The following is a 19,456-nucleotide window of genomic DNA, read 5'->3' on the forward strand; positions in this document are numbered from 1 at the left end:
ATCCCTGGACAACGAAGCGGACCACCTCCGCCCTTGGCACCAGGGCGGAACCACCGGCGTGTCGAACCTGGGAAATCCATGTCCCCGTCACCACCGGCTCAGACACACCAGCGGGTGGAGACCTACCGCGGCCACCAAGAACGAACCACCCGGCTGGACAGCACCCAGCGGCCGCCACTACACCAGCGAACACCAGGACTGGGAACCTCCACATTTACCCAAAGAACTGCAACCGGCAGCGGCATCCACGCTGACATCCGACGTGGCAGCAACCGAACACGGCCCACCCCAAGCCCCGCCGGACACGTTCTACAGCCACCCGGACATCGCCCACATCGGGCTCTCCCTGGGAGAAGACGGCCTGGAGCGGTTCCTCCACGCCCACGCCTGATCAGGTGTGCCCTCATCCCGCAATCCTGGCCAGGGCATACGCCCAAAGGCCTATTCGAAGCGGGAAGGGTCCCCGGTGCCGCGGCGTACCACTTCGGCCACGCCGCTGGAGAAGTCAACCACGGTGGTGGGCTCGGACCCGCAGTCGCCCGAATCAATGACGGCATCCACCTCATGGTCGAGCCGCTCCTTGATTTCCCAGCCCTGCGTCAGCGGATCCTCCTCGTCCGGGAGGAGCAGCGTGCTGGAGAGCAGGGGCTCGCCGAGCTCCGCGAGCAGCGCCTGCACCACCCGGTTATCCGGGATCCGGACGCCAACTGTTTTCTTCTTCGGGTGCAGCAGCCGGCGGGGGACTTCCTTGGTGGCCGGCAGGATGAACGTATAACGGCCGGGGGTCACTGACTTGATGCTGCGGAAGACGTCGTTGCCGATGTTCACGAACTGGCCCAGCTGGGCGAAATCCTTGCAGACAAGGGTGAAGTGGTGCTTGTCGTCCAGCTTGCGGATGGTGCGGATGCGGTCGAGCGCGTCCTTGTTGCCCAACTGCGCGCCCAGGGCGTAGCAGGAGTCCGTCGGGTAGGCGATCAGGCCGCCGTCGAGCACTATGCGCACGGCCTGCGTGATGGCGCGGGGCTGGGGATCCTGGGGATGAACATCGAAGTATCTGGCCATGCTCCTGAGCCTACGGCCCGGGGCGGAATAGTGCATCCGCGGCGTGCCGCTGGCGTCGACGCAGCTGATGAACAGCTGAAGATTCCCGTCGGGCTCCAACGGGACTTTAGGATGCTGGGATGGGGGAAATTTTGGGTGGGAAAGAACCAGCGGCGCACAGGCCGATCTACGTGGAGATCCGCATTCGGGCCTCCTTGGAGCGGGTGTGGACCCTGAGCCAGGACCCGGCATTGCACCCCCGGTGGGATCTGCGGTTTTCACGGATCGTTCCTGAACCTGGCGATGGCCAGGATCCTGTCCGTTTTCGCTACGAGTTCCGGCTCCCGTTCCACAGCATTCAAGGGGTCGGGACATCGCTGGGACACCGGTATCGGCCCGACGGCCAGGCCACATCGGTGCTGAAGTTCGACACCGCTGACGTGCTTTCTCCCATTGGGCCAGGTTCCGGATACTGGCGGTACATTCCAACGGAGGACGGTCTTCGGTTCATCACCGGCTACAACTACCGGCCGGGAATGGGCATCCTCGGACGAATCCTGGATTCCAGTGTGATCCGGCCGGCCCTGGGCTGGGCGACGGCCACAAGCTTTGACCGCCTGAGAATGTGGGCGGAGTCGGACCTCGACCCCGCGGAGTCCCGCAACCGGTGGTTCATCGACGCCGCGGCCAGGGCGGGTGGGCTGCTGACCGCCGGTTTCCTGGTCCGCCACGCCCTGACAGGACGAAACGCGGCCATCGCCGCTGTGGGCGTTGCTACAGGGCTGGCTTCATGCATCCTGCCGTCCCATTGGCCTGTACCCAGGGCCGGGCGGTGTCTGCGGCGGCCTCCTGACCCGCGCTCGGCGCATGTCCCGTCCGCCCTTGCCGGACTTCCGTCACCCTCCGCACGTCCTGCAGGCGACAAAACCCTCAGTCAGGAGTAACCATGGCATCGATTTTTGAACAGGCTTTGGGCAGCGACTTCCACAGCCTGCACCCAATGCTGCAAAAACGCTTCGGCGTCGACACCGAAGCCGGTTACGCATGCGTTGGACGCGGAATTTTCGCAGAAGTCCGCCGCGGGGCCTGGTGGACCGTTCCCTTTCTGCGCCTCGGGGCTTACCGCAACATCCTCTTCCCTGACCAGGGCAACAACATCCCGTTCACGATCGAGAACTATCCCTATGTCGACGGATTCGGCCGCCCGACAGTTACGTTTGTCAGGACTCTGGAGCTGCCGCGCAAGAAACGGCGCTTCGATGCCACCATGGTGCACAGCGCACAAAGCGGCGGCATCGTTGACTACCTGGGGACGCACCAGCACCTTGCCACTGACCTTGTCCTGGAGGTCACTGCCGATGGATCCCTTCACCTGCAATCCGGAGCCCAGAGGTTCTACGAAGGCGTCGTGGGATTCACCTTTCCTGCGCTACTCACCGGGACGGCAGACCTGTATGAGGGCTTTGACGATGCCCGCGGGGTATTCACCATTCAGCTGCAGGTGCGCAACCCCGTCGTCGGATTCCTTTTTGGATACCGCGGCGAATTCGAGTGCACCTTCCCGGCCCTGTCCGATAGAGGAATCCCCGGGCACCTCAAACCGCGGCGGGAGGAAATCCGGGAATAGAGGCCGGCCAGCAGCAGCCATTTTCCGCAACGAATATCTCCGTGGCCGTGGGCCAATGTAGGCGTGGCGGTGGTAGCCTGCCGAAGATGGCCTTGGAACCCGATCTGCTCGACTGGTTGCTTGACTCTGACCCCGCGCTCCGGTGGCAGGTCCAGTGCGACCTTGCCGGCGCCCCGCCTGAGGTCTGGGAAGCCACCCGGGCCCGCATAACGACGGAAGGCCTAGCGGCGCGGCTGCTCGCGCTGCAGGATCCGGACGGCCAGTGGGCCGGCGGAGCGTACTTTCCCCACGACTTCGACTTCAAAGGTCCCGAAGCAGCCGAAGATGCCGGGCAGCCATGGTTGGCAACGACGTGGACGCTCAATACACTCCGCGACTGGGGCGTCAACGGAACTGCCCTCGCTGGAACCGCCGACCTGCTCGCCGCGAACAGCCGTTGGGAGTACAACAACCTGCCCTATTGGGAAGGGGAAGTTGACGCCTGCATCAACGCCTTCACGCTCGCCAATGGCGCGTGGCTGGGCACCGATGTCTCCGGCATCGCCCAGTGGTTCCTGGACCATCGCCTGGCCGACGGCGGGTGGAACTGCGAGTGGGTTGACGGCTCCACCCGCTCGTCCTTCCACTCCACGCTCAACTCCCTGAAGGGTCTCCTGTACTACGAGTCCGTGACCGGCGGAAACGATGGACTGCGGGCTGCCCGCCGCGCCGGAGAGGAATACCTGCTGCAGCGCCGGCTCCTTCACACACTGTCCACGGGGGAACTCGTCGGACCGTGGGTGACACGGTTCGCCTACCCGTTCCGCTGGTTTTACAGCGCCCTGAATGCCGCGGAGTATTTCCGGGCGGCGGCGCTGCACGACCGCATTGCGCCCGATCCCAGGATCGCGGACGCGGTAGAGGTGATTCGAGGGGCCCGCCGCCCCGACGGCACGTGGGTGCAGGAGCGCCGTCACCCGGGACGGGTATGGTTCGACGTCGACGTGGCCCCGGGTGAGCCGTCCAAGTGGCTGACTTTCTTCGGCACGCGCGTGCTCGCCTGGTGGGACGCCTGAGGCAGTCAGCTGAGCGCGCGCAAGTACCGCCGTCGGACAAGCCGCTGCGCGACCAGAAGTAGCGGGTAGAGCACGCGCCAGGGTTGGTGTGATGCTGCCCGTGTCAGCGACCGGATCGTGAGATGCACTTCGTCGCCGTGACGGTGGACGATGAAGGCCTCCTCACCGGAGACGGGATGTCCTGGCATTTGTCCGGTAAGCGAACCCTACGCGGCCGGGCTCCTGTACAACGGCTACCACTTCGACTGTTCAACGACTGTGGCGCCGAAAATACGGGCCGTGACATTTAGCAGGTCTCCCGGCGACGCCGGTCCGGTTGAGTCCACGACAAACCCACTCGCGGTTTTCACCTTCCAAAGGAGCACCTCGCCGGCGACACGGGCCCACACTGCATCGCCACTGCCCACGACGGCCGAAACTTCCGACCGGCGGTACTTCCGGTCGCTGGGCGGCCACCGGAGGAGCTCAGGGCTCGTCATCGCATTGTCCACGCTTACCGGCCCGATCCATTCTCAGCCGCATTCGTCCGTTCGAGCTCCCGCCTGGCGGCGATTATTCCGTCGCGGGTCGCGGCCCGGACCACGCCGTACAGGATGTAAAAGAAGACGGCTGCGCACACGACAAACAGCACAAAAGAATTCAGCGGAGCGGCGTCCATATGTTCTTCCCCCAAGAAACTTGATGTCCAGTTCGGACGATTCCAAGCATAGACAGGTGACAGAAAGTGTTTGACTGTCCGTTATGACACCAAATCGAAACCCGGTGGTGGATTCCTTCCTGGAGTCGCTGGATCACCCGTTGAAGCCGGTCATCGAGTCCCTGCGGTTGGCGGTCCTGGAGGCCGATGATGCAATAACGGAGCAGATCAAGTGGAAGGCGCCGAGCTTTTGCTTCGATTCGATTGACCGGGTCACGTTCAACCTGCGCCCACTTCACCAGGTTCAGCTGATTTTCCACCGCGGTGCAAAGGCCAACGCGGCTAACTTTAATTTTGATGCTGCCAAGTGGAGTGACCTCCTGGAAATGATCGGCCAGGACCGCGGCCAGGTGATCTTTCCCAGCGCGGAAGCAGCGACTGCGCGGCAGGCGGAATTCGTTGCGCTGGTGCGGGAGTGGGTTCGGGCCTAGCGCCAGAATGCCGTGAGCTGCTCAGCGAGGGCTTTGCCTTGGCCGTGTCCGGCGCGGGCCGCGGCCGGCCGCATCGACAGATCCATCGCATTGGCGCCGAACAGGTGCTCGGAGCTGCTGTCCGGGAAGACCGTCTCCACTCTGCTGCCGCGTGCGCGCAACTCGTCGACCTGTGTTGCGAGGTGCACGCCCCACTCCAGCGGCGCCAGCGATCTGCCGCCGAACGGCGACAGCACCAGCACCCGCCCATATCCGGCTGCCAGATCTGCATTCTCTGCGTTGGATCGGTAGCCGCCGTCGATGTACCGGTTGTCCCCGATCCCGTAGGGCAGGCCACTGGAACAGCTGGCGGCGACGGCGTCCGCCAGGTCGATCCCGCTGTGCCGGTCGAACACAACCGGTTCACCGGTATGGGCATCGACCGCCGTAATGAGCACCTTTCGTTGCGGCCAGTGCAGGCTGGGCAGCCGCGAGGCGACGGTGGCGCGCCACTGCGTTTGCCAGGAGCCGTCCGACGCCGAAGCCATGTCGAGTGCCGCCGCGCCCATTCTGCGGCGCATGTCAGCCGCATCCTCGGCGGCGGCGATGATTTTACTTATACTCTCCAGGTGGTCCGCCACCGGCCTGACTGGTACGCGTCCTTGTTCGGATCCGACCGGACCGGACCGTGGCTGAGGCGTGGCGGCAAGGATGGCGGCAAACAGCTCGCCAGGGGCCGCGCCGGCTATCTGGGCCGCCGCCGTCGAGCCCGCTGACGTCCCGATGGTGAGGTCCGCCGTGGTCACGTCCAGTCCGGCATCGGACAGGCCGGCGATAACGCCGATCAGCCACGCGTTGCCTGTCGATCCGCCGCCACCGAGGACCAACGCCCTCTCGCCGGCGGCACGCGCCCCCTTTGTGGCGTCGACCTGGGGCTGATCCTGGACGGACCCCGGCAGGTCGGAGGCCGTCGTCGACATGGAAGGCAGAGGTGAAGAAGTTGTGGTGTTCATGGGAGTCGCCTTTCGCGAATTGCCTGTTGGGGCGCTCCCGGTGGCGACTAGCTCTGTCGCGCGATCGTGGACTGCAGGGGAGCACCCATTGCGGATACTGCGTTCATGGGACTCACCTCCTGCCGATAGATCACGATCACCGGAAAATTATCACGCCGCGAAGCGGTGCGCAACGACATCCGTCATAGGCTGAATCCGGAAGGCGATGACAGGAGGCTGCAGTGGCTGCGACGACGGTGGTTGGAACGACGTTGGCCGAGGTGATGGCCGAACTGGCCGCGCTCGAGGACCCCAGGGTGCGTGAGGTGAATGAGAAACGCGGTGACGACCACGGCGTGAACCTGAGCCAGTTGCGCGCGGTAGCGAAGCGGCTGAAGACGCAGCAGCAACTCGCGAAGGAACTGTGGGAAACGGGTGGCACAGTGGCGAGACTTCTTGCCGTCCTGATCTGTCGCCCGAAGGCGTTCGAGCGTGACGAGCTGGACGATATGCTGCGCCAGGCCCGCACGCCCAAGGTGCACGACTGGCTCGTGAACTACGTGGTGAAGAAGAGCACCCACGCTGAGGACCTTCGCGTGGCCTGGTTCGCCGATGCGGATCCTGTTGTCGCGAGTGCCGGGTGGGCGCTGACCGTTGAACGTGTGGTGAGGAAGCCTGCGGGCCTCGATCTCGCCCTGCTCCTCGACACCATCGAAGCCGAAATGCAGGAGGCCCCGGATCGACTGCAGTGGGCGATGAACCACTGCCTTGCCCAGATCGGGATCGAGAATGAAGAGCACCGCGCCCGTGCAATCGACATCGGAGAGCGTTTGGAAGTCCTCAAGGACTATCCGACGCCTCCGAACTGCACGTCCCCCTTCGCCCCCATATGGATCGCCGAGATGGTGCGCCGGCAACAGGCGGTTTAGGCCAATTGCGTGAGAATGACCGGTCCGGATTCGGTAATCGCAACCGTGTGCTCGGAGTGCGCAGTCCTGCGGCCATTGGAACTGCACAGGGTCCACCCATCAGGGGCTGTTACGAGTTTCCTGGTGCCGTCCATGACCCAGGGTTCTATTGCCAAAAGCAGTCCAGGGCGAAGGACATATCCGCGTCCCGGTTTACCGATGTTCGGAATATGCGGGTCCTGGTGCATGGTGCTTCCAACACCGTGTCCGCCGAATTCTGTATTGACCTGGAAGCGTGCTGATTCGAGCACAGAACCAATTGCATACGAAATGTCTCCAATGCGCGCACCGGACTGGGCCGCACTGATACCGGCCAGGAGCGCTTTCTCCGTGGTTTCGATCATGTGCCGGTCACCAGAGGCAACAGAATCCCCAACAACAAAGCTGATTGCGGAATCAGTGACCCACCCGTTAACGCTTGCCGCGAAATCAAGCGTGAGCAGATCTCCATCCATCAGGACATAGTCATAAGGCAGGCCATGCAGGACCGCATCGTTGACGGACGTGCAGATGACTTTCCCGAAGGGGCCCCGCCCAAACGACGGGGCGTAGTCGACGTAACACGAGCGGGCTCCCGCGGTCCGGATCATCGACGCCGCCCAATCGTTTATTTCCAGGAGATTCGTTCCGGGCTCGATTCGGTCCCGCAAGTCCGACAGGGTCTTTGCCACGAATTGTCCGGACAGGCGGGCCTGGCCAATTTCCCGGGGCGTGAGCAGTTCAATCAATGAATCCTCCAGCATAGTTAGCGTTATTGTTATAACGGTACTACGCTGGAAAGATGGTCAGAGTCCCCCTAAGCCCAGAAGATGTCCGCGCAGGGAAACTGCTCGGCGAGATGCTCCGTGCCGCGCGGGGAGAGCGGACCCTCGTCCAGGTGGCCCTCGGGGCCGGCATATCCCCTGAGACGCTCAGGAAGATCGAGACCGGTCGGATCGCCACGCCGTCCTTTATGATCGTGGCCGCCCTTGCGGAAGAACTGGCGCTCTCCCTGGATGACATCCAGGGAACGCTGAGAAGGGCATCCCCCGGGAAGCTCGATGCGGCCTCCTGAGCGCACCTGCCCGCACGCCACTTAGCAGTGCCAGCAACGGCCAAGCAGCGCCGGACCGAAAAGCACAGCCACACTGCGGTCCGAAGCCCCGCCGTCGGAACGGCTCACCCCACGTGCACCCAGGGCCGTCTGGTGACATCCGGCTCAGCCTCCCGCAGGATCTCCCGCGTCACCGGGGCGATCTCGCCCTCGCCCAGCACCAGGAACTTCAGGAGGTTCACCGCGGGATTTCCTTCGGTCCAACGGAAATAGACATGCGGCATCAGCCCGGTCACGTCGCGGATGTGCAGTAGCACCGAGGCGATGGTGTTCGGCACAACCGGTCCGTGCACCTCCAGCACGGCAAACCCGTGCCGCATAACACCCCGGACCTCCAGCGCCGTCTCGAAGTCTGAGGAATCGTCCACGATGACTTCGAGGAACAGCGCCTGGTAGTCGGCGGGGAAGTGGCTGGCCTCCACGGCGGATGCGAGCTTATGCCGGTACGCCTCCGCGGTCTGGCGGACGGGTTCATGGGCGATGATGCCGATGGGGCCGGACAGGTTCTCCGCCATGAACTCCAGGGCCTGGGTGTCCAGCCGGACGTGTGTGGCATGCAGTTCGAAGGAACGCAGCACCCTGGACAGCAGCGAGATGCTGACGATCCCCAGGATGAAGAACCCCGCGATCCGGATCCCTTCCGGGCGCTCAAACATGTTGGTGACTGTGGTGTAGACAAAAAGCACCGCGATCACACCGAAACCGATGGTCCGCTTCCGCTGCTGCAGCCTGCGGGCGGAGAGCGTCACGGCCACCGCCGCCGAGGTCATCAGTACCAGCACGCCGGTGGCGTACGCACCGCCCTGGGCGTCGACGTCGGCTTCAAACAGCCAGGTGACCAGGAACCCGGTCAGCGTAAACACCAGCACGAGCGGGCGGACTGCCTTGGCCCATTCCGGGGCCATCCCATACCGCGGCAGGTACCGGGGGACAAGGTTCAGCAGGCCGGCCATCGCGGACGCACCGGCGAACCAGAGAATGGCGATGGTGCTCAGGTCATAGACGGTTCCGAAGCCGGCCCCCAGGTATTCGTGGGCCAGGAACGCCAGCGCCCTGCCGTTCGCCTGCCCGCCCGGCAGGAACTGGTCCTCGGGAATCAGGACCACGGTGGTGAAACTGCTCGTGACCAGGAAGGAGCTCATGATCACGGCGGCGGTGGTCAGCATCTTCCGCGTCCCCTGGATCCGCCCGGCCGGGTTCTCCTCGGTGTCGCCTGCGGCGCCCCGGACCTGCGGCATCACCGCCACACCGGTTTCGAAGCCGGACAGCCCGAGCGCCAGCTTGGGGAAGACCAGCAGGGCGACCGCCACCGCCATCAGCGGATTCCCATGCGAGGTAGTGAGGGTCTGCCACCAGTCGCCGACGGCGACCGGATGGGCGAAGGACTCCCCGAGCGACCGGGCAATGACCACCACGTTGAGCCCCAGGTACACCACCACCAGGACGACGGCGACGCCGATGGCCTCCTTGAACCCGCGCAGGAAGACCGCCGCGAGCAAGGCAAGCAGGACCAGCGTCACCGCCACCTCCTGGCCGTGCAGGAAGTCCGGTGCGAACGGGTTTTCGATCAGGTGGGCGGTGGCGTCGGCGGCGGACAGCGTCATGGTGATCATGAAGTCCGTCGCCGCAAAGCCCAGCAGCACCAGCACCAGCAGTTTCCCGCCCCAGCGGGGGAGCAGCCGCTCCAGCATGGCGATGGAACCCTCGCCGCGGTGGCTCTCGCCGGCTACCCTGCGGTACACCGGGAGGGCACCCAGCAGCGTCACAGCCACCAACACCAGCGTGGCCACCGGCGAGATGGCGCCGGCGGCGAGTGCCGCGATGGCCGGCTGGTAGCCAAGCGTGGAGAAGTAGTCCACGCCCGTCAGGCACATCACCTGCCACCAGTGGTGCTTCTTCTCCTCGTCCGCCGCCACGCCGCCGGGCCCCTGATGGGAACCCTTGGTGTCCTGCAGCCCGAACAGCAGCCAGCCGGCGAGGGCCGCCTTCCGCGTGGGACGGAGGGCCGACGGGTCCGCCGGCGGCCTGCTCATGGTGGTCATCAAAACCTTTCAGTCCGCGGCACGGCGCCACGGGCACAGCCGAATCTAGTACCGCCCGCGTGCGGCGGAACCGGATTCCGGGGGATCTTGACGGATCCTTAACGCCGCTATGACGGACCACACAGCGGCCCGGGCGGGGCGGCAAAAACGGCGACGGATCCTGGTGGGAGAATGGCCGCATGGCACGGGAACGGATAGTCATCGGACTCAACGGCAGCGGCGACGCAGAGCTGCTCATCCGCCGCGCCGCCCGGATCCTGGAACGGAGCGACGGCGGTGACCTGGTGGCCGTCCATGTCCGCACCGCTGAGGGCGCCCCGGGGGAGTCGCCGCAGGCCCTGGAGGCACAGCGCAGGCTGGTGGTTGACCTGGGCGGGACGTACCACACGGTCTCCGCGTCCGACCCCTCCCGGGCCCTGCTCGACTACGCCCGAAAGTCCGCCGCCACCCACATCGTGGTGGGACAGTCGCGGCGCAGGCCTCTGGCCGGACTGCTGTCCGGGCTGCTCTCCGGCGGCACCGTGGAGACCCGGGTGGTCCGCGGCGCGGGCGACATTGATGTCCAGGTGGTTCCCCGCTTTGAGCCGCAGCCAGCCCAGCCACGCCGGCGGCCGGACCTTGGCCGGGCCAGGGTGGCCGTCGGCTTTGCCCTGGCAGCTTCCCTTCCCGTCCTGCTGCAGCTGCTGTTGGCAGCCTTCGACCACAGTGTTGCCACTGCGGTCCTGGTCCAGCTGGCGGGCGCCGTGGCGGTGGCTCTGGTGGGCGGGCTGTGGCCGGCCGTGGTCGGTGCGCTCTGGAGCAGCGTCCTGGTGAACTACTTCTCCACCCCGCCGCTGGGTGACCTGGCGATCAGCGATCCGCAGGACTTCCTCTCGCTGGGTGTTTTTGTGGGCGTTTCCGTGGCCGTCGCCGGCGTGGTGGACAGGTCCGCCCGCCGTTCCAAGGAGGCCGCCCGCGCCCAGGCGGAGTCTGCAACGCTTGGAGACCTCGCACTGGGTGCGTCCCGTTCGGAGGACTCCCTGGAGGGGATCCTGTCGGAAGCACTGGACGTTTTCGGCGCCACCGGGGCCGGCGTGTTCACCAGCCGGGAAGGCCCGACGGCGGGTGGGGAACCGCCGTCGAAATCCGCCGGTGTGCCTGGAACGGACTCCGGCCGAGAGGTCTGGAGGCTGCTTGCCGGCGCCGGGGACACCCCGGCGTGGGCGCCTGGCGTCCCGGCGCCGGCTGGCAGCACCGCGGAAGCGGTCGACGCCGGCACCCGGCTGGTGCTGTTCGGCCGGGAGGTGCCGGCCTCGGAAAGCCGGCTGCTGGGTGCGTTTGCGGTCCACGTGAAAGCCCAGCTGGAACGACGCCAGCTGGCCGTGAGCCGGCGCGAGGTGCTGCGGCTGGCCGAAGGGAACACCATGCGCACCGCAATTCTGCGGGCGGTGTCCCACGACCTGCGGACGCCGTTGGCCGGCATCAAACTCGCCACCGGCGGCCTGCTGCAGCGGTCCGTCACTTACACCCCTGAGGAGCAAAGGGAGCTGTTGGAAACCATTGACGAGTGCACGGACCGGCTGGACCAGCTGGTGGGGAACCTGCTGGACATGTCCAGGATCACCGCCGATTCAGTGCGGCCGATGCTTGGACCGGTGCGCTGGAGCGATGTTGTTGCGCCCGCGCTCCGCGGTCTTCCGGACGGCACGGTGAGGGTGGAGTTGCCGGCCAACATGCCCACCGTGGAAGCCGATCCGGTCCTGCTGGAGCGCGTCGTTGCCAACATCGTGGAGAACGCCGTCAAGTACGCACCCGGCTCGGGGATCACAGTCACCGGCGCCTCCGACGGGTTGGGCTCGGCCACCCTCGACGGCTATCCGTCCGGCGAGCTGCGGATCATCGACCACGGCGCCGGCGTCCCGGCACGGAAGGTCCTGGACATGTTCCAGCCGTTCCAGCGGCTCCACGACCGGCCCCAGGCCACCGGCGTGGGACTGGGCCTCGCCGTCGCCGACGGTTTCGTCAAAGCCATGGGCGGCACGCTGACGGCACAGGAAACTCCGGGCGGCGGACTGACCATGGTGATCCGGCTGGCCCTTTCCACCGGCTCAACGGGTGCGCGCCACGCGGCCGGCCAGCCGCGTCAGGAGGCCACGTGAACACGGACCCGGCCCACGCCGGCCTGCAGGGTGGCCACCGGACCAGCGTCCTGGTGGTCGACGACGACCCCCACCTGCTGAAGGCGCTCCGGATCACGCTCCAGGCACACGGCTACGCCGTGGAAACAGCGGCCGACGGCGGCACGGCCCTGCGTGCCGCATCCCACCATCCGCCGGACGTGATGATCCTGGATCTGGGACTGCCGGACCTGGACGGGGCGGAGGTCCTGCAGGAACTCCGCCGCTGGAGCAGCCTTCCCGTCCTGGTGCTCTCCGCGCGGCACGGTTCATCCGACAAAGTGGACGCCCTGGACGCGGGCGCGGACGACTACATCACCAAACCCTTCGGCCTGGACGAGCTCCTTGCCCGGCTGCGTGCGCTGCTCCGCCGCGTTCCGGAGCCCGAATCGGCGCCCACCGTGGCGGCGTCCTCCTTCACCGTGGACCTTGCCCGGCGGCGCGTTACGAAGGAAGGTGACGCGGTCCGGCTGACACCCACCGAATGGAACATCCTGGAACTGCTGGTCCGGAACCCGGCCCGGCTCGTGACCCAGCAGCAGCTGCTCCTGGACGTCTGGGGACCGGCGTACCAGAAGGAAGCCAACTACCTGCGCGTGTACATGGCGCAGCTGCGCCGGAAGCTTGAGGCCGACCCCGGAAACCCGCGCCACCTGATCACCGAGCCGGGCGTAGGGTACCGTTTTATGCCCTGAACCAGGGCTGAGTCAGGCGCTGAATCTGGCCCTGAATCCGGCCTTGAATCCTGCGGGGAAACCGGCGGCCGGGAACCCTATGAACCGGGATGGAATTGCGGCAGGATGTTGACTGTTCCGTTCCGATTCCGTTACGTACCGCAAGGAGAACCGGCCATGCCGACGACGCTCAACCCATACCTTGGCTTCCGCGACAACGCCCGTGAGGCGATGACCTTTTACCAGTCAGTGTTCGGCGGCGAGCTGGCCCTGAGCACGTTCGGTGAGTTCCAGGCCAGCGAGGATCTGGCGGAAGCCGACAAGATCATGCACGGCATGCTGACCGCATCCAACGGCCTGGTCCTGATGGGGGCCGATACGCCCAACGGCATGGACCTCGCCTCCGGCAGCTCCATTTCCGTTTCGCTCAGCGGCGACGACGAAGCCGAGCTGCGCGGTTACTGGGAGAAGCTGAGCGGCGACGGCGGCAGCGTGACCGTTCCGCTGGAACCTGCGCCCTGGGGCGACATCTTCGGCATGTGCACGGACCGGTTTGGGACAGCGTGGCTGGTCAACGTCAACAACCCGCAGGCGGCGCCCGCTTCCTAGCCAGGTCCCCGCCTCCAGTCCTTGAGGAGCGGCTGCACGCAGTGCGACGATGGAGGCGTGCAGCCCATCCTCGATTTCCTGGCCCATAACTGGTGGTTGGTCTTTCCCCTCAGCGGTGTGATGGGCGGCTGGGCCCGTTCATGGCAGAAGTCCACCGAGCGCAGGCACCAGCGGCGGGTGGAACTGTACAAACTCAGGAACCAGTCACTCCAGGCGGAGCAGGTCGCTGAAGCCGAAGTGGCGTCGCTGATGGCCACACACGATGCCGTCAACAGGCGATGGCTGGACTATGAGCTGGACGTGGGGAAGCTGATCGATTTTCCGCTGATGACCGACGTCCGAGAACCATTGACCGTGGCGTTCCTGCGCGCAAAGCGGGATGCTGACGGCCTCCGGCCCGACTCGGCCAAGGAGCTGACAGCGGCGTCCCGGCTTGAGGCCTACCGCACGGCAGTCAACGGCTACGAGGTTGCGTTCTCGGTGGCGGAGCGGGAAGCCAGGCGCATCAGGGACACCAACTTCTCCGGCCCGGAACGGGAGCGGCTCGCCACTGCCAGGAAACTGCTGCGGCTCGCAGAAGACAGCGCAGCAACACCGGCCGAACGCCAGGCAGCCTATAAACGGGCCCGCCGGGAACTGGACGGCCTCATCGTCCTTCCCGACGCCACGGTGGCCGCTCTGGAAGAGAAAGTGGCGCCCATGCTGGACTCCGGCAAACCGTCGGACTTCCCCCAACGCTGAGGCACCCGCGGCTGTGGGGAGTGTCACCCTGTACCTGGACGTGGACGGCGTCATCTGCCCGTTCGGCCCCGTTGGACGAAGCGAATGGGGCTCCCAATGGCGCCGCGCGAACGCCGGCCTGCTGCAGGTTGCCTACGCGCAGGAACTGGTGGACGGGCTCAACGGCCTGGCAGGGGCGCCGCACGTCAGGTGTATCTGGCTGACCAGCTGGGAGGACATGGCAGCGGAATTCCTGTGTCCCGCGATCGGCCTAAGCGGCGGCCGGTGGCCCTGCCTGACCGCGGACGGCGGCAACACAGGGGAGGGGTGGTGGAAACTCTCGGCGCTGCAGGCGGATCTGGAACAGAGCAACCCGGAGCGGATCGTGTGGATCGACGACCAGCTCCGGTTTGAACGGGAAGCCCAGCAGTGGGCCCGGTTCCTCGGCGCCCGGATCCTGCTGGTGTCACCTGATCCGCGGCACGGAATCTCGCCTGCTGAACTGGATTCGGTCAGCTCCTTCCTCAGGCCGCCGCTGTTTTGACCTGATGCCCGGTACGCGTACGATCGATAAGGTTTCACGCCGGTCCTGTTAACGCCGCAGGTCATTCCACGCGAACAGCTGGTGAATTATGCTGTGCAAGGCAGCCGGGGGAAAGAAACTGCTGAACGTCGACTCTGCAGATTGGGCAACAGGTGGATATCACCTTCATGGTGGCGCTGGTCATCGCACTGGCACTATTTTTCGACTTCACGAACGGCTTCCATGACACTGCGAACGCGATGGCCACGCCCATCGCCACAGGTGCCATCAAGCCGAAGACTGCAGTAACACTCGCCGCCGTCCTGAACCTGGTGGGTGCCTTCCTGTCAACGGAGGTCGCCAAGACCGTTTCCGGCGGCATCATCCGCGAAGGATCCGACGGCGTCCAGATCACCCCGGACATCATCTTCGCAGGACTGATGGGCGCCATCCTCTGGAACATGATCACGTGGCTCAAAGGCCTGCCCTCCAGCTCATCCCATGCCCTTTTCGGCGGCCTCATTGGCGCGGCCATCGCGGGGATCGGCTTCAACTCCGTGAACCTGGAAACCCTCCTGCAGAAGGTCATCCTCCCGGCCATCTTTGCCCCGCTTATCGCCGGCATTGTGGCCTACATCTGCACCCGGCTGGCATATGCGCTGACCGCCCGCCACGATCCCGATACCGGCAGCAAACTGACCCAGAAGCGCGGCGGATTCCGCACCGGCCAGATCTTTACCTCGAGCCTGGTGGCACTGGCGCACGGCACCAATGACGCGCAGAAGACCATGGGCATCATTACCCTTGTCCTGATTGCCGCCGGCACCCAGGCGCCAGGCTCCGGACCGCAGTTCTGGGTCATCGCCGCGTGCGCCATTGCCATTGCCGTGGGCACGTATGCCGGCGGCTGGCGGATCATCCGGACGATGGGATCCGGCCTCACCGAGGTCAAACCCGCCCAGGGTTTCGCAGCCGAGAGCAGCACGGCGTCGGCCATCCTGGCCTCCTCGCACCTGGGCTTCGCCCTTTCCACCACCCAAGTGGCGTCCGGCTCCGTCATCGGCTCCGGCATGGGCCGCAAAGGCACCACCGTCCGCTGGAACATGGTGGGCAAGATCGCGCTGGGCTGGCTGTTCACACTCCCGGCCGCAGGCATCGTAGGGGCCCTGACCGCGCTGCTCGTCAAGACCGGAGTGGTGGGCGTGCTGATTGCAGCCGTCGCAGGCACAGCCGCGGTGCTGTTTATGTTCTTCTACTCCCGCAAATCCCAGGTGGGCCACCACAACGCCGTTGAGGTCGAAGAAGCCGGACAGGCAGTCCGCTTCGCCAAGAAGAAAGCCCTTGCCCGTGCCCGCGCCAAGGCCAGGGCGGCCAGGTCCAATGCCGAAGCCCCCACCGAAGATGCAGTCGAAGCCCCAGTCGAGGCGAATGAGCAGAAGGATAGTCAGCGATGAAGTGGTTGGAACTCCTGACCGTAGCCGGCACCACCCTGGTGGCTGCCGTGACCGTGGTGGTCCTTTACTCACTCGGCGTCCGGCTGACCGCCATCGCCGGTGACGCCGAGCAGGCCTCACCGCGCGCGAAGCGCTCCCTCGCGTACATCTGCTTTGGACTCTGCGGCATCGCCGTGCTGTTTGGCCTGTACCTGATCATCCCGTACTTCAGCAAGTAGTTTTGTCTGGCGGATAACCTGCTGCAGGGGAATAGTTAACACTGTTTCAGCATGTCCGCCCGGCCGGCACCAGCCAGTCCGGGTTTGCCGGAAGCAGGTGGGCCTGTCATGCACAGCCAAACCGCCGCAGGAGCAAGAACAGCGGCCGCTGCGGCTTCCCTGTGCCTGCTGGTCCTCGCCAGTGGATGCTTCGCATCCCCGGACGTACCGGCTTCCCGGGAAAGTACGACGGCGGCCGCGACCACGACGAGCCCGTCACCTTCACCACCACCTGCCCCGCCTGACCTGCCAACCGTCAGGCCGCTGCCCGGACCCGTTGTTGGGCCGGCTGTCCCGGACGCCCCCGTGATCCGCTGGGTTCCGCTCGGACCGGCCGCGCCGACCGACCCGCCGGAGGGCGCGCTCTACGAACTGCTCCGCAGCCGGGACTGCACCGGCCTCCAGGATTCCACCCTCAACCCCTCCTTCCCCGCGGTGTGGGCGGCAGCCGGCGCCACGTGCGTGGCCCTGGCCTCCGACAGCCCCCCTGACTGGCAGCGTGCCCGTGAACTCCTGGCGGTCATCCCGGAACTCCCGCCGGAAAGGTGCTGGGAGATCAAAGTCAGCGAGTCCCTGCGCCAGGCCATCGTTGTGCGTGGCGAGTACCCTGGCGTCCAGCTGCGCGTAGACCCGCAGGCCGGTGATGACTGCCGGCGGCAGCTGACCGGGCTGACCGTCCTGGACGGCCCGCATGCCGGTGCGGCCGTACCGACGGTTCCCGCGGGCGGCGGAACGCCCGTACGGCTAGAGGGATTCTTCGTGAACGTGGACGCCGTCTTTGTGGGCGGGACGGCGTCGGAGTTTGAGGGGCCGCAGTTCGGACCGTTTGTGTTCTACGCACCGCCGGGCGCCGCCGGCACGGCTGCCCAGGTGACCGTCCAGGCGACCCCCGCCGTGTCGGGCGAGGCCACGCTGCACTACGCCGTCCCATCCACGCCCGTTCCGACGCCGTCGACGCCTTCCACACCCGGCCCGACGCCGTCCGGAACGGAAGCACCCGCAACCGGCCCCACGCCGTCGGCCGGTCTGCAACCGTGAGGGGCGCCCAGCCATGAGCGAAGGGCAGGAAACTGATCCCCGCTGGAAGCGCGCTGCTGACCTGCTGGCGGCCATCGGACCGCCGCTCACCATCGCCACGGCCCTGCTGGTCTACTTCGGCTGGGCACGGACAGACGCCCAGTCCAAGACCATGGGGCTGGACGTCAGCCTTTTCGGCTATACCGTGCAGGACTTCGTCCTCAGGAGCATCCCGTCCCTCTTCATTCCACTGGTGTGGCTGCTGATTGCGGCAGTCCTGTGGCTAACCCTCGACAGGATCCTCGCCAGGCAGCTGAATGCTGGCCACCGCGTTGGGGTCGGCAGGCTGGGCTGGATGCTCCTGTTCGGCGGGGTGGCATGCGCCGCCGCCATGTGGCTGGCGGTGATCCTGCAGGCGGGGCGGACTTTGCTCTACGTCCCGTACATCATGGCGGGCGGCGTACTCCTGGCGGCCTGGGGGTTGAGCCTCCGGCGCCGGTCCAGGGACGACGGCGGCTACACGGTGACTGCGGTGTCCCGGGGAACGGAGCGGACGCTGGTTCTCTGCCTGGTCACCCTCCTGCTGTTCTGGGGCACATCTGACTTCGCGCAGGCACTCGGCAGGGGACTGGCCGTGAGCTACGAGGAACAGTCCGCGCTCCTGCCAACGGCTGTTGTCTACAGCACCGAACGCCTGGCCATCAGCGCACCCAACGTTAGCGAGGAGTCCAGCGGCACGGCAGAGCATCCTTCGTACAGGTACAACGGCCTGCGGCTCCTCGTGGTCAGCGGCGGGCGGATCTTCCTGCTTAACGAAGGCTGGACCATCCGCAGCGGAAAGGTGGTGGTGCTCCGCGACGAGCCCGGGCTGCGGGTGGAGTATGGGAACCCCGAGTCCAAATGAGTACGCTGGAGCCATGTCCCGCTTCCAGTATTTTGTGGCTGCATCCTTGGACGGCTTCATCGCCACAACCAAAGACGATCTTGCCTGGTTGCTGCAATTCGATGGCTTCGAAGGCGGTGAGGAAAGCTACAACGCCTTTATGGACGGGGTGGGCTGCATCGTGATGGGCGGGGAAACCTACGCCTGGCTGATGGAGCACGAACCCGGCAAGTGGCCCTACCCTTCCACACCCTGCTACGTGTTCACCCGGCACGAGCACACGGCGCCCGCAGGGTCCGACATCACGTTTGTGCGCGGCCCGGTCCAGGAATTCATCCAGGATTTCACCGACGACGCGGGCGGGAAGAACGTCTGGGTGGTGGGCGGCGGGAACCTCGCCGCCCAGTTCGCCGCGGCCGGACACCTGGATGAACTGATCCTGTCGGTCATCCCCGTGGTGCTGGGCGACGGCAAGCGGCTGCTGCCGCTGGAAGGCCCGACGGCGCCGCTGGAACTGACAGCCTCGCGCACCCTGGGCCGGGGGATCGTGGAGCTGCGCTACACCCTCACGCCCGGCGGCGCGGCCGGGTAACAATCCGTTCTTGGCCTAGTCAGCCTTCCTGGCGGGCCCGTTGTCCCGGATCATGTTGGTGATGCGGGCCGTGGACAACCGCCTGCCCTTGTCGTCGGTCATGACGACTTCGTGGGTTGTCAGCGTCCCGCCCAGGTGGATGGCCGTGCAGGTTCCGGTAACGGTCCCGGCCGCGACGGACCGGTGATGGGTCGCGTTGACCTCAATGCCCACCGCATGCCGGCCGGCGCCGGCGTGCATTCCCGCGGCGAAGGATCCCAGCGTTTCGGCCAGGACCACGTGGGCCCCGCCGTGCAGGATGCCTGCCACCTGGGTGTTGCCTTCCACAGGCATGGTGGCCACCGTCCGCTCGGGGCTCATCTCCAGGAAGTGGATGCCCATCTTGGCCACCAGGGCGCCGATTCCGTATCCGCTGAGCCATTCGTGGAGCTGTTCGGGGATGCCTGCTGTGACCAACTCCTCAGTAAAGGGGCCGGGCGTGAAATTGTCCATCATGGGAACTAGGCTGGCACCTGTGAGTGAAACTACCAAACCGGCCCCCTTCCCTTCCGAAACCGTCGCCCTTGAGGCTGACGCCGCCCTGCAGGACATCAAGGTCCCGCCGCCGGCCGGGGGCCGGGTTTCCGCTACCGCAGCCCCCGTCGTT

The 19,456-nt window shown here is 65.9% G+C and carries 23 protein-coding genes; 17 read left to right on the forward strand and 6 right to left on the reverse strand.

Translation table 11 applies throughout. From position 1 onward, the window contains the following. Positions 1–391, forward strand: a 391-nt coding sequence (locus tag EYS21_RS23705; protein ID WP_242633358.1) for an HNH endonuclease signature motif containing protein, incomplete at its 5' end; no start/stop codon positions are given. Between the two features lie 50 nt (positions 392–441). On the opposite strand, the gene EYS21_RS09060 is transcribed toward EYS21_RS23705, so the two are convergent. After that, a complete protein-coding gene (locus EYS21_RS09060) occupies positions 442–1,062 on the reverse strand; it encodes an L-threonylcarbamoyladenylate synthase (RefSeq protein ID WP_131132892.1) in 621 nt (206 codons plus the stop codon). A 170-nt stretch (positions 1,063–1,232) separates the two neighbouring features. Here EYS21_RS09060 and EYS21_RS09065 point away from each other — a divergent pair, with 170 nt between their 5' ends. The 3 genes from EYS21_RS09065 to EYS21_RS09075 all read left to right on the forward strand — a co-directional run bounded on the left by EYS21_RS09065 (position 1,233) and on the right by EYS21_RS09075 (position 3,723). After that, positions 1,233–1,985 (forward strand): hypothetical protein, encoded by a 753-nt coding sequence (locus EYS21_RS09065; protein WP_207307730.1) that lies wholly within the window; start codon positions 1,233–1,235, stop codon positions 1,983–1,985. Positions 1,986–1,987: 2 nt separating this feature from the next. Then, positions 1,988–2,668: a DUF4166 domain-containing protein gene (locus EYS21_RS09070; protein ID WP_131132893.1), complete on the forward strand. Its 681-nt coding sequence runs from the start codon at positions 1,988–1,990 to the stop codon at positions 2,666–2,668. 86 nt (positions 2,669–2,754) lie between these two features. Then, on the forward strand, positions 2,755–3,723 hold the full coding sequence (locus EYS21_RS09075) for a squalene cyclase (protein WP_131132894.1): 969 nt from the start codon (positions 2,755–2,757) through the stop codon (positions 3,721–3,723). 493 nt (positions 3,724–4,216) lie between these two features. Here EYS21_RS09075 and EYS21_RS23375 read toward each other — a convergent pair whose 3' ends face one another. After that, the gene (locus EYS21_RS23375) at positions 4,217–4,381 is read right to left on the reverse strand and encodes a hypothetical protein (RefSeq protein ID WP_165478289.1); all 165 of its coding nucleotides are present in this window, start codon (positions 4,379–4,381) and stop codon (positions 4,217–4,219) included. An 83-nt stretch (positions 4,382–4,464) separates the two neighbouring features. Between EYS21_RS23375 and EYS21_RS09090 the strand changes: the two genes are divergently transcribed. After that, positions 4,465–4,851 (forward strand): DUF1801 domain-containing protein, encoded by a 387-nt coding sequence (locus tag EYS21_RS09090; RefSeq protein ID WP_131132897.1) that lies wholly within the window; start codon positions 4,465–4,467, stop codon positions 4,849–4,851. On the opposite strand, the gene EYS21_RS09095 is transcribed toward EYS21_RS09090, so the two are convergent. Beyond that, on the reverse strand, positions 4,848–5,843 hold the full coding sequence (locus EYS21_RS09095; protein WP_131132898.1) for a patatin-like phospholipase family protein: 996 nt from the start codon (positions 5,841–5,843) through the stop codon (positions 4,848–4,850). The genes EYS21_RS09090 and EYS21_RS09095 overlap by 4 nt on opposite strands. A gap of 263 nt (positions 5,844–6,106) precedes the next feature. On the opposite strand from EYS21_RS09095, the gene EYS21_RS09100 reads away from it, so the two are divergent. Further along, a complete protein-coding gene (locus EYS21_RS09100; protein ID WP_131133251.1) occupies positions 6,107–6,751 on the forward strand; it encodes a DNA alkylation repair protein in 645 nt (214 codons plus the stop codon). Here EYS21_RS09100 and map read toward each other — a convergent pair. Further along, a complete protein-coding gene (gene map / locus EYS21_RS09105; RefSeq protein ID WP_131133252.1) occupies positions 6,748–7,518 on the reverse strand; it encodes a type I methionyl aminopeptidase in 771 nt (256 codons plus the stop codon). The two genes, EYS21_RS09100 and map, sit on opposite strands and share 4 nt — an antisense overlap. Before the next feature lie 53 nt (positions 7,519–7,571). Here map and EYS21_RS09110 point away from each other — a divergent pair, with 53 nt between their 5' ends. Next, complete coding sequence (locus EYS21_RS09110) at positions 7,572–7,844, forward strand: helix-turn-helix transcriptional regulator (protein WP_131132899.1); 273 nt, start codon at positions 7,572–7,574, stop codon at positions 7,842–7,844. 104 nt (positions 7,845–7,948) lie between these two features. Here EYS21_RS09110 and EYS21_RS09115 read toward each other — a convergent pair whose 3' ends face one another. Then, entirely contained in the window at positions 7,949–9,925 is a 1,977-nt protein-coding gene (locus EYS21_RS09115) for an amino acid transporter (RefSeq protein WP_131132900.1), read from the reverse strand. 179 nt (positions 9,926–10,104) lie between these two features. Here EYS21_RS09115 and EYS21_RS09120 point away from each other — a divergent pair, with 179 nt between their 5' ends. The 10 genes from EYS21_RS09120 (at position 10,105) to EYS21_RS09165 (ending at position 18,810) form a co-directional block, all read left to right on the forward strand. Next, entirely contained in the window at positions 10,105–12,063 is a 1,959-nt protein-coding gene (locus tag EYS21_RS09120) for a DUF4118 domain-containing protein (RefSeq protein ID WP_131132901.1), read from the forward strand. After that, a complete protein-coding gene (locus EYS21_RS09125; RefSeq protein ID WP_242633359.1) occupies positions 12,060–12,776 on the forward strand; it encodes a response regulator in 717 nt (238 codons plus the stop codon). Before EYS21_RS09120 ends, EYS21_RS09125 begins: the two co-directional genes overlap by 4 nt. A gap of 156 nt (positions 12,777–12,932) precedes the next feature. Next, entirely contained in the window at positions 12,933–13,364 is a 432-nt protein-coding gene (locus tag EYS21_RS09130; protein WP_131132902.1) for a VOC family protein, read from the forward strand. Positions 13,365–13,421: 57 nt separating this feature from the next. Beyond that, positions 13,422–14,105 (forward strand): hypothetical protein, encoded by a 684-nt coding sequence (locus EYS21_RS09135; RefSeq protein WP_131132903.1) that lies wholly within the window; start codon positions 13,422–13,424, stop codon positions 14,103–14,105. A gap of 13 nt (positions 14,106–14,118) precedes the next feature. Next, positions 14,119–14,628: an HAD domain-containing protein gene (locus EYS21_RS09140; RefSeq protein WP_131132904.1), complete on the forward strand. Its 510-nt coding sequence runs from the start codon at positions 14,119–14,121 to the stop codon at positions 14,626–14,628. 152 nt (positions 14,629–14,780) lie between these two features. Continuing rightward, on the forward strand, positions 14,781–16,061 hold the full coding sequence (locus tag EYS21_RS09145; protein ID WP_131132905.1) for an inorganic phosphate transporter: 1,281 nt from the start codon (positions 14,781–14,783) through the stop codon (positions 16,059–16,061). Beyond that, positions 16,058–16,279, forward strand: a complete 222-nt coding sequence (locus EYS21_RS09150) for a hypothetical protein (RefSeq protein ID WP_131132906.1) — start codon at positions 16,058–16,060, stop codon at positions 16,277–16,279. The genes EYS21_RS09145 and EYS21_RS09150 overlap by 4 nt, the downstream gene beginning before the upstream one ends. Before the next feature lie 108 nt (positions 16,280–16,387). Continuing rightward, positions 16,388–17,356 carry a hypothetical protein gene (locus tag EYS21_RS09155; protein ID WP_131132907.1) on the forward strand — a complete coding sequence of 323 codons (969 nt, stop codon included), beginning with the start codon at positions 16,388–16,390 and terminating at the stop codon, positions 17,354–17,356. A gap of 13 nt (positions 17,357–17,369) precedes the next feature. Beyond that, positions 17,370–18,239 carry a hypothetical protein gene (locus tag EYS21_RS09160; RefSeq protein WP_131132908.1) on the forward strand — a complete coding sequence of 290 codons (870 nt, stop codon included), beginning with the start codon at positions 17,370–17,372 and terminating at the stop codon, positions 18,237–18,239. 13 nt (positions 18,240–18,252) lie between these two features. Next, positions 18,253–18,810: a dihydrofolate reductase family protein gene (locus EYS21_RS09165; protein WP_131132909.1), complete on the forward strand. Its 558-nt coding sequence runs from the start codon at positions 18,253–18,255 to the stop codon at positions 18,808–18,810. Between the two features lie 15 nt (positions 18,811–18,825). Here EYS21_RS09165 and EYS21_RS09170 read toward each other — a convergent pair whose 3' ends face one another. After that, complete coding sequence (locus EYS21_RS09170) at positions 18,826–19,305, reverse strand: hotdog fold thioesterase (protein ID WP_131132910.1); 480 nt, start codon at positions 19,303–19,305, stop codon at positions 18,826–18,828. Positions 19,306–19,456: the final 151 nt, after the last annotated feature.

The organism is Arthrobacter sp. S39 (assembly GCF_004320525.1).
Lineage (GTDB): Bacteria > Actinomycetota > Actinomycetes > Actinomycetales > Micrococcaceae > Arthrobacter.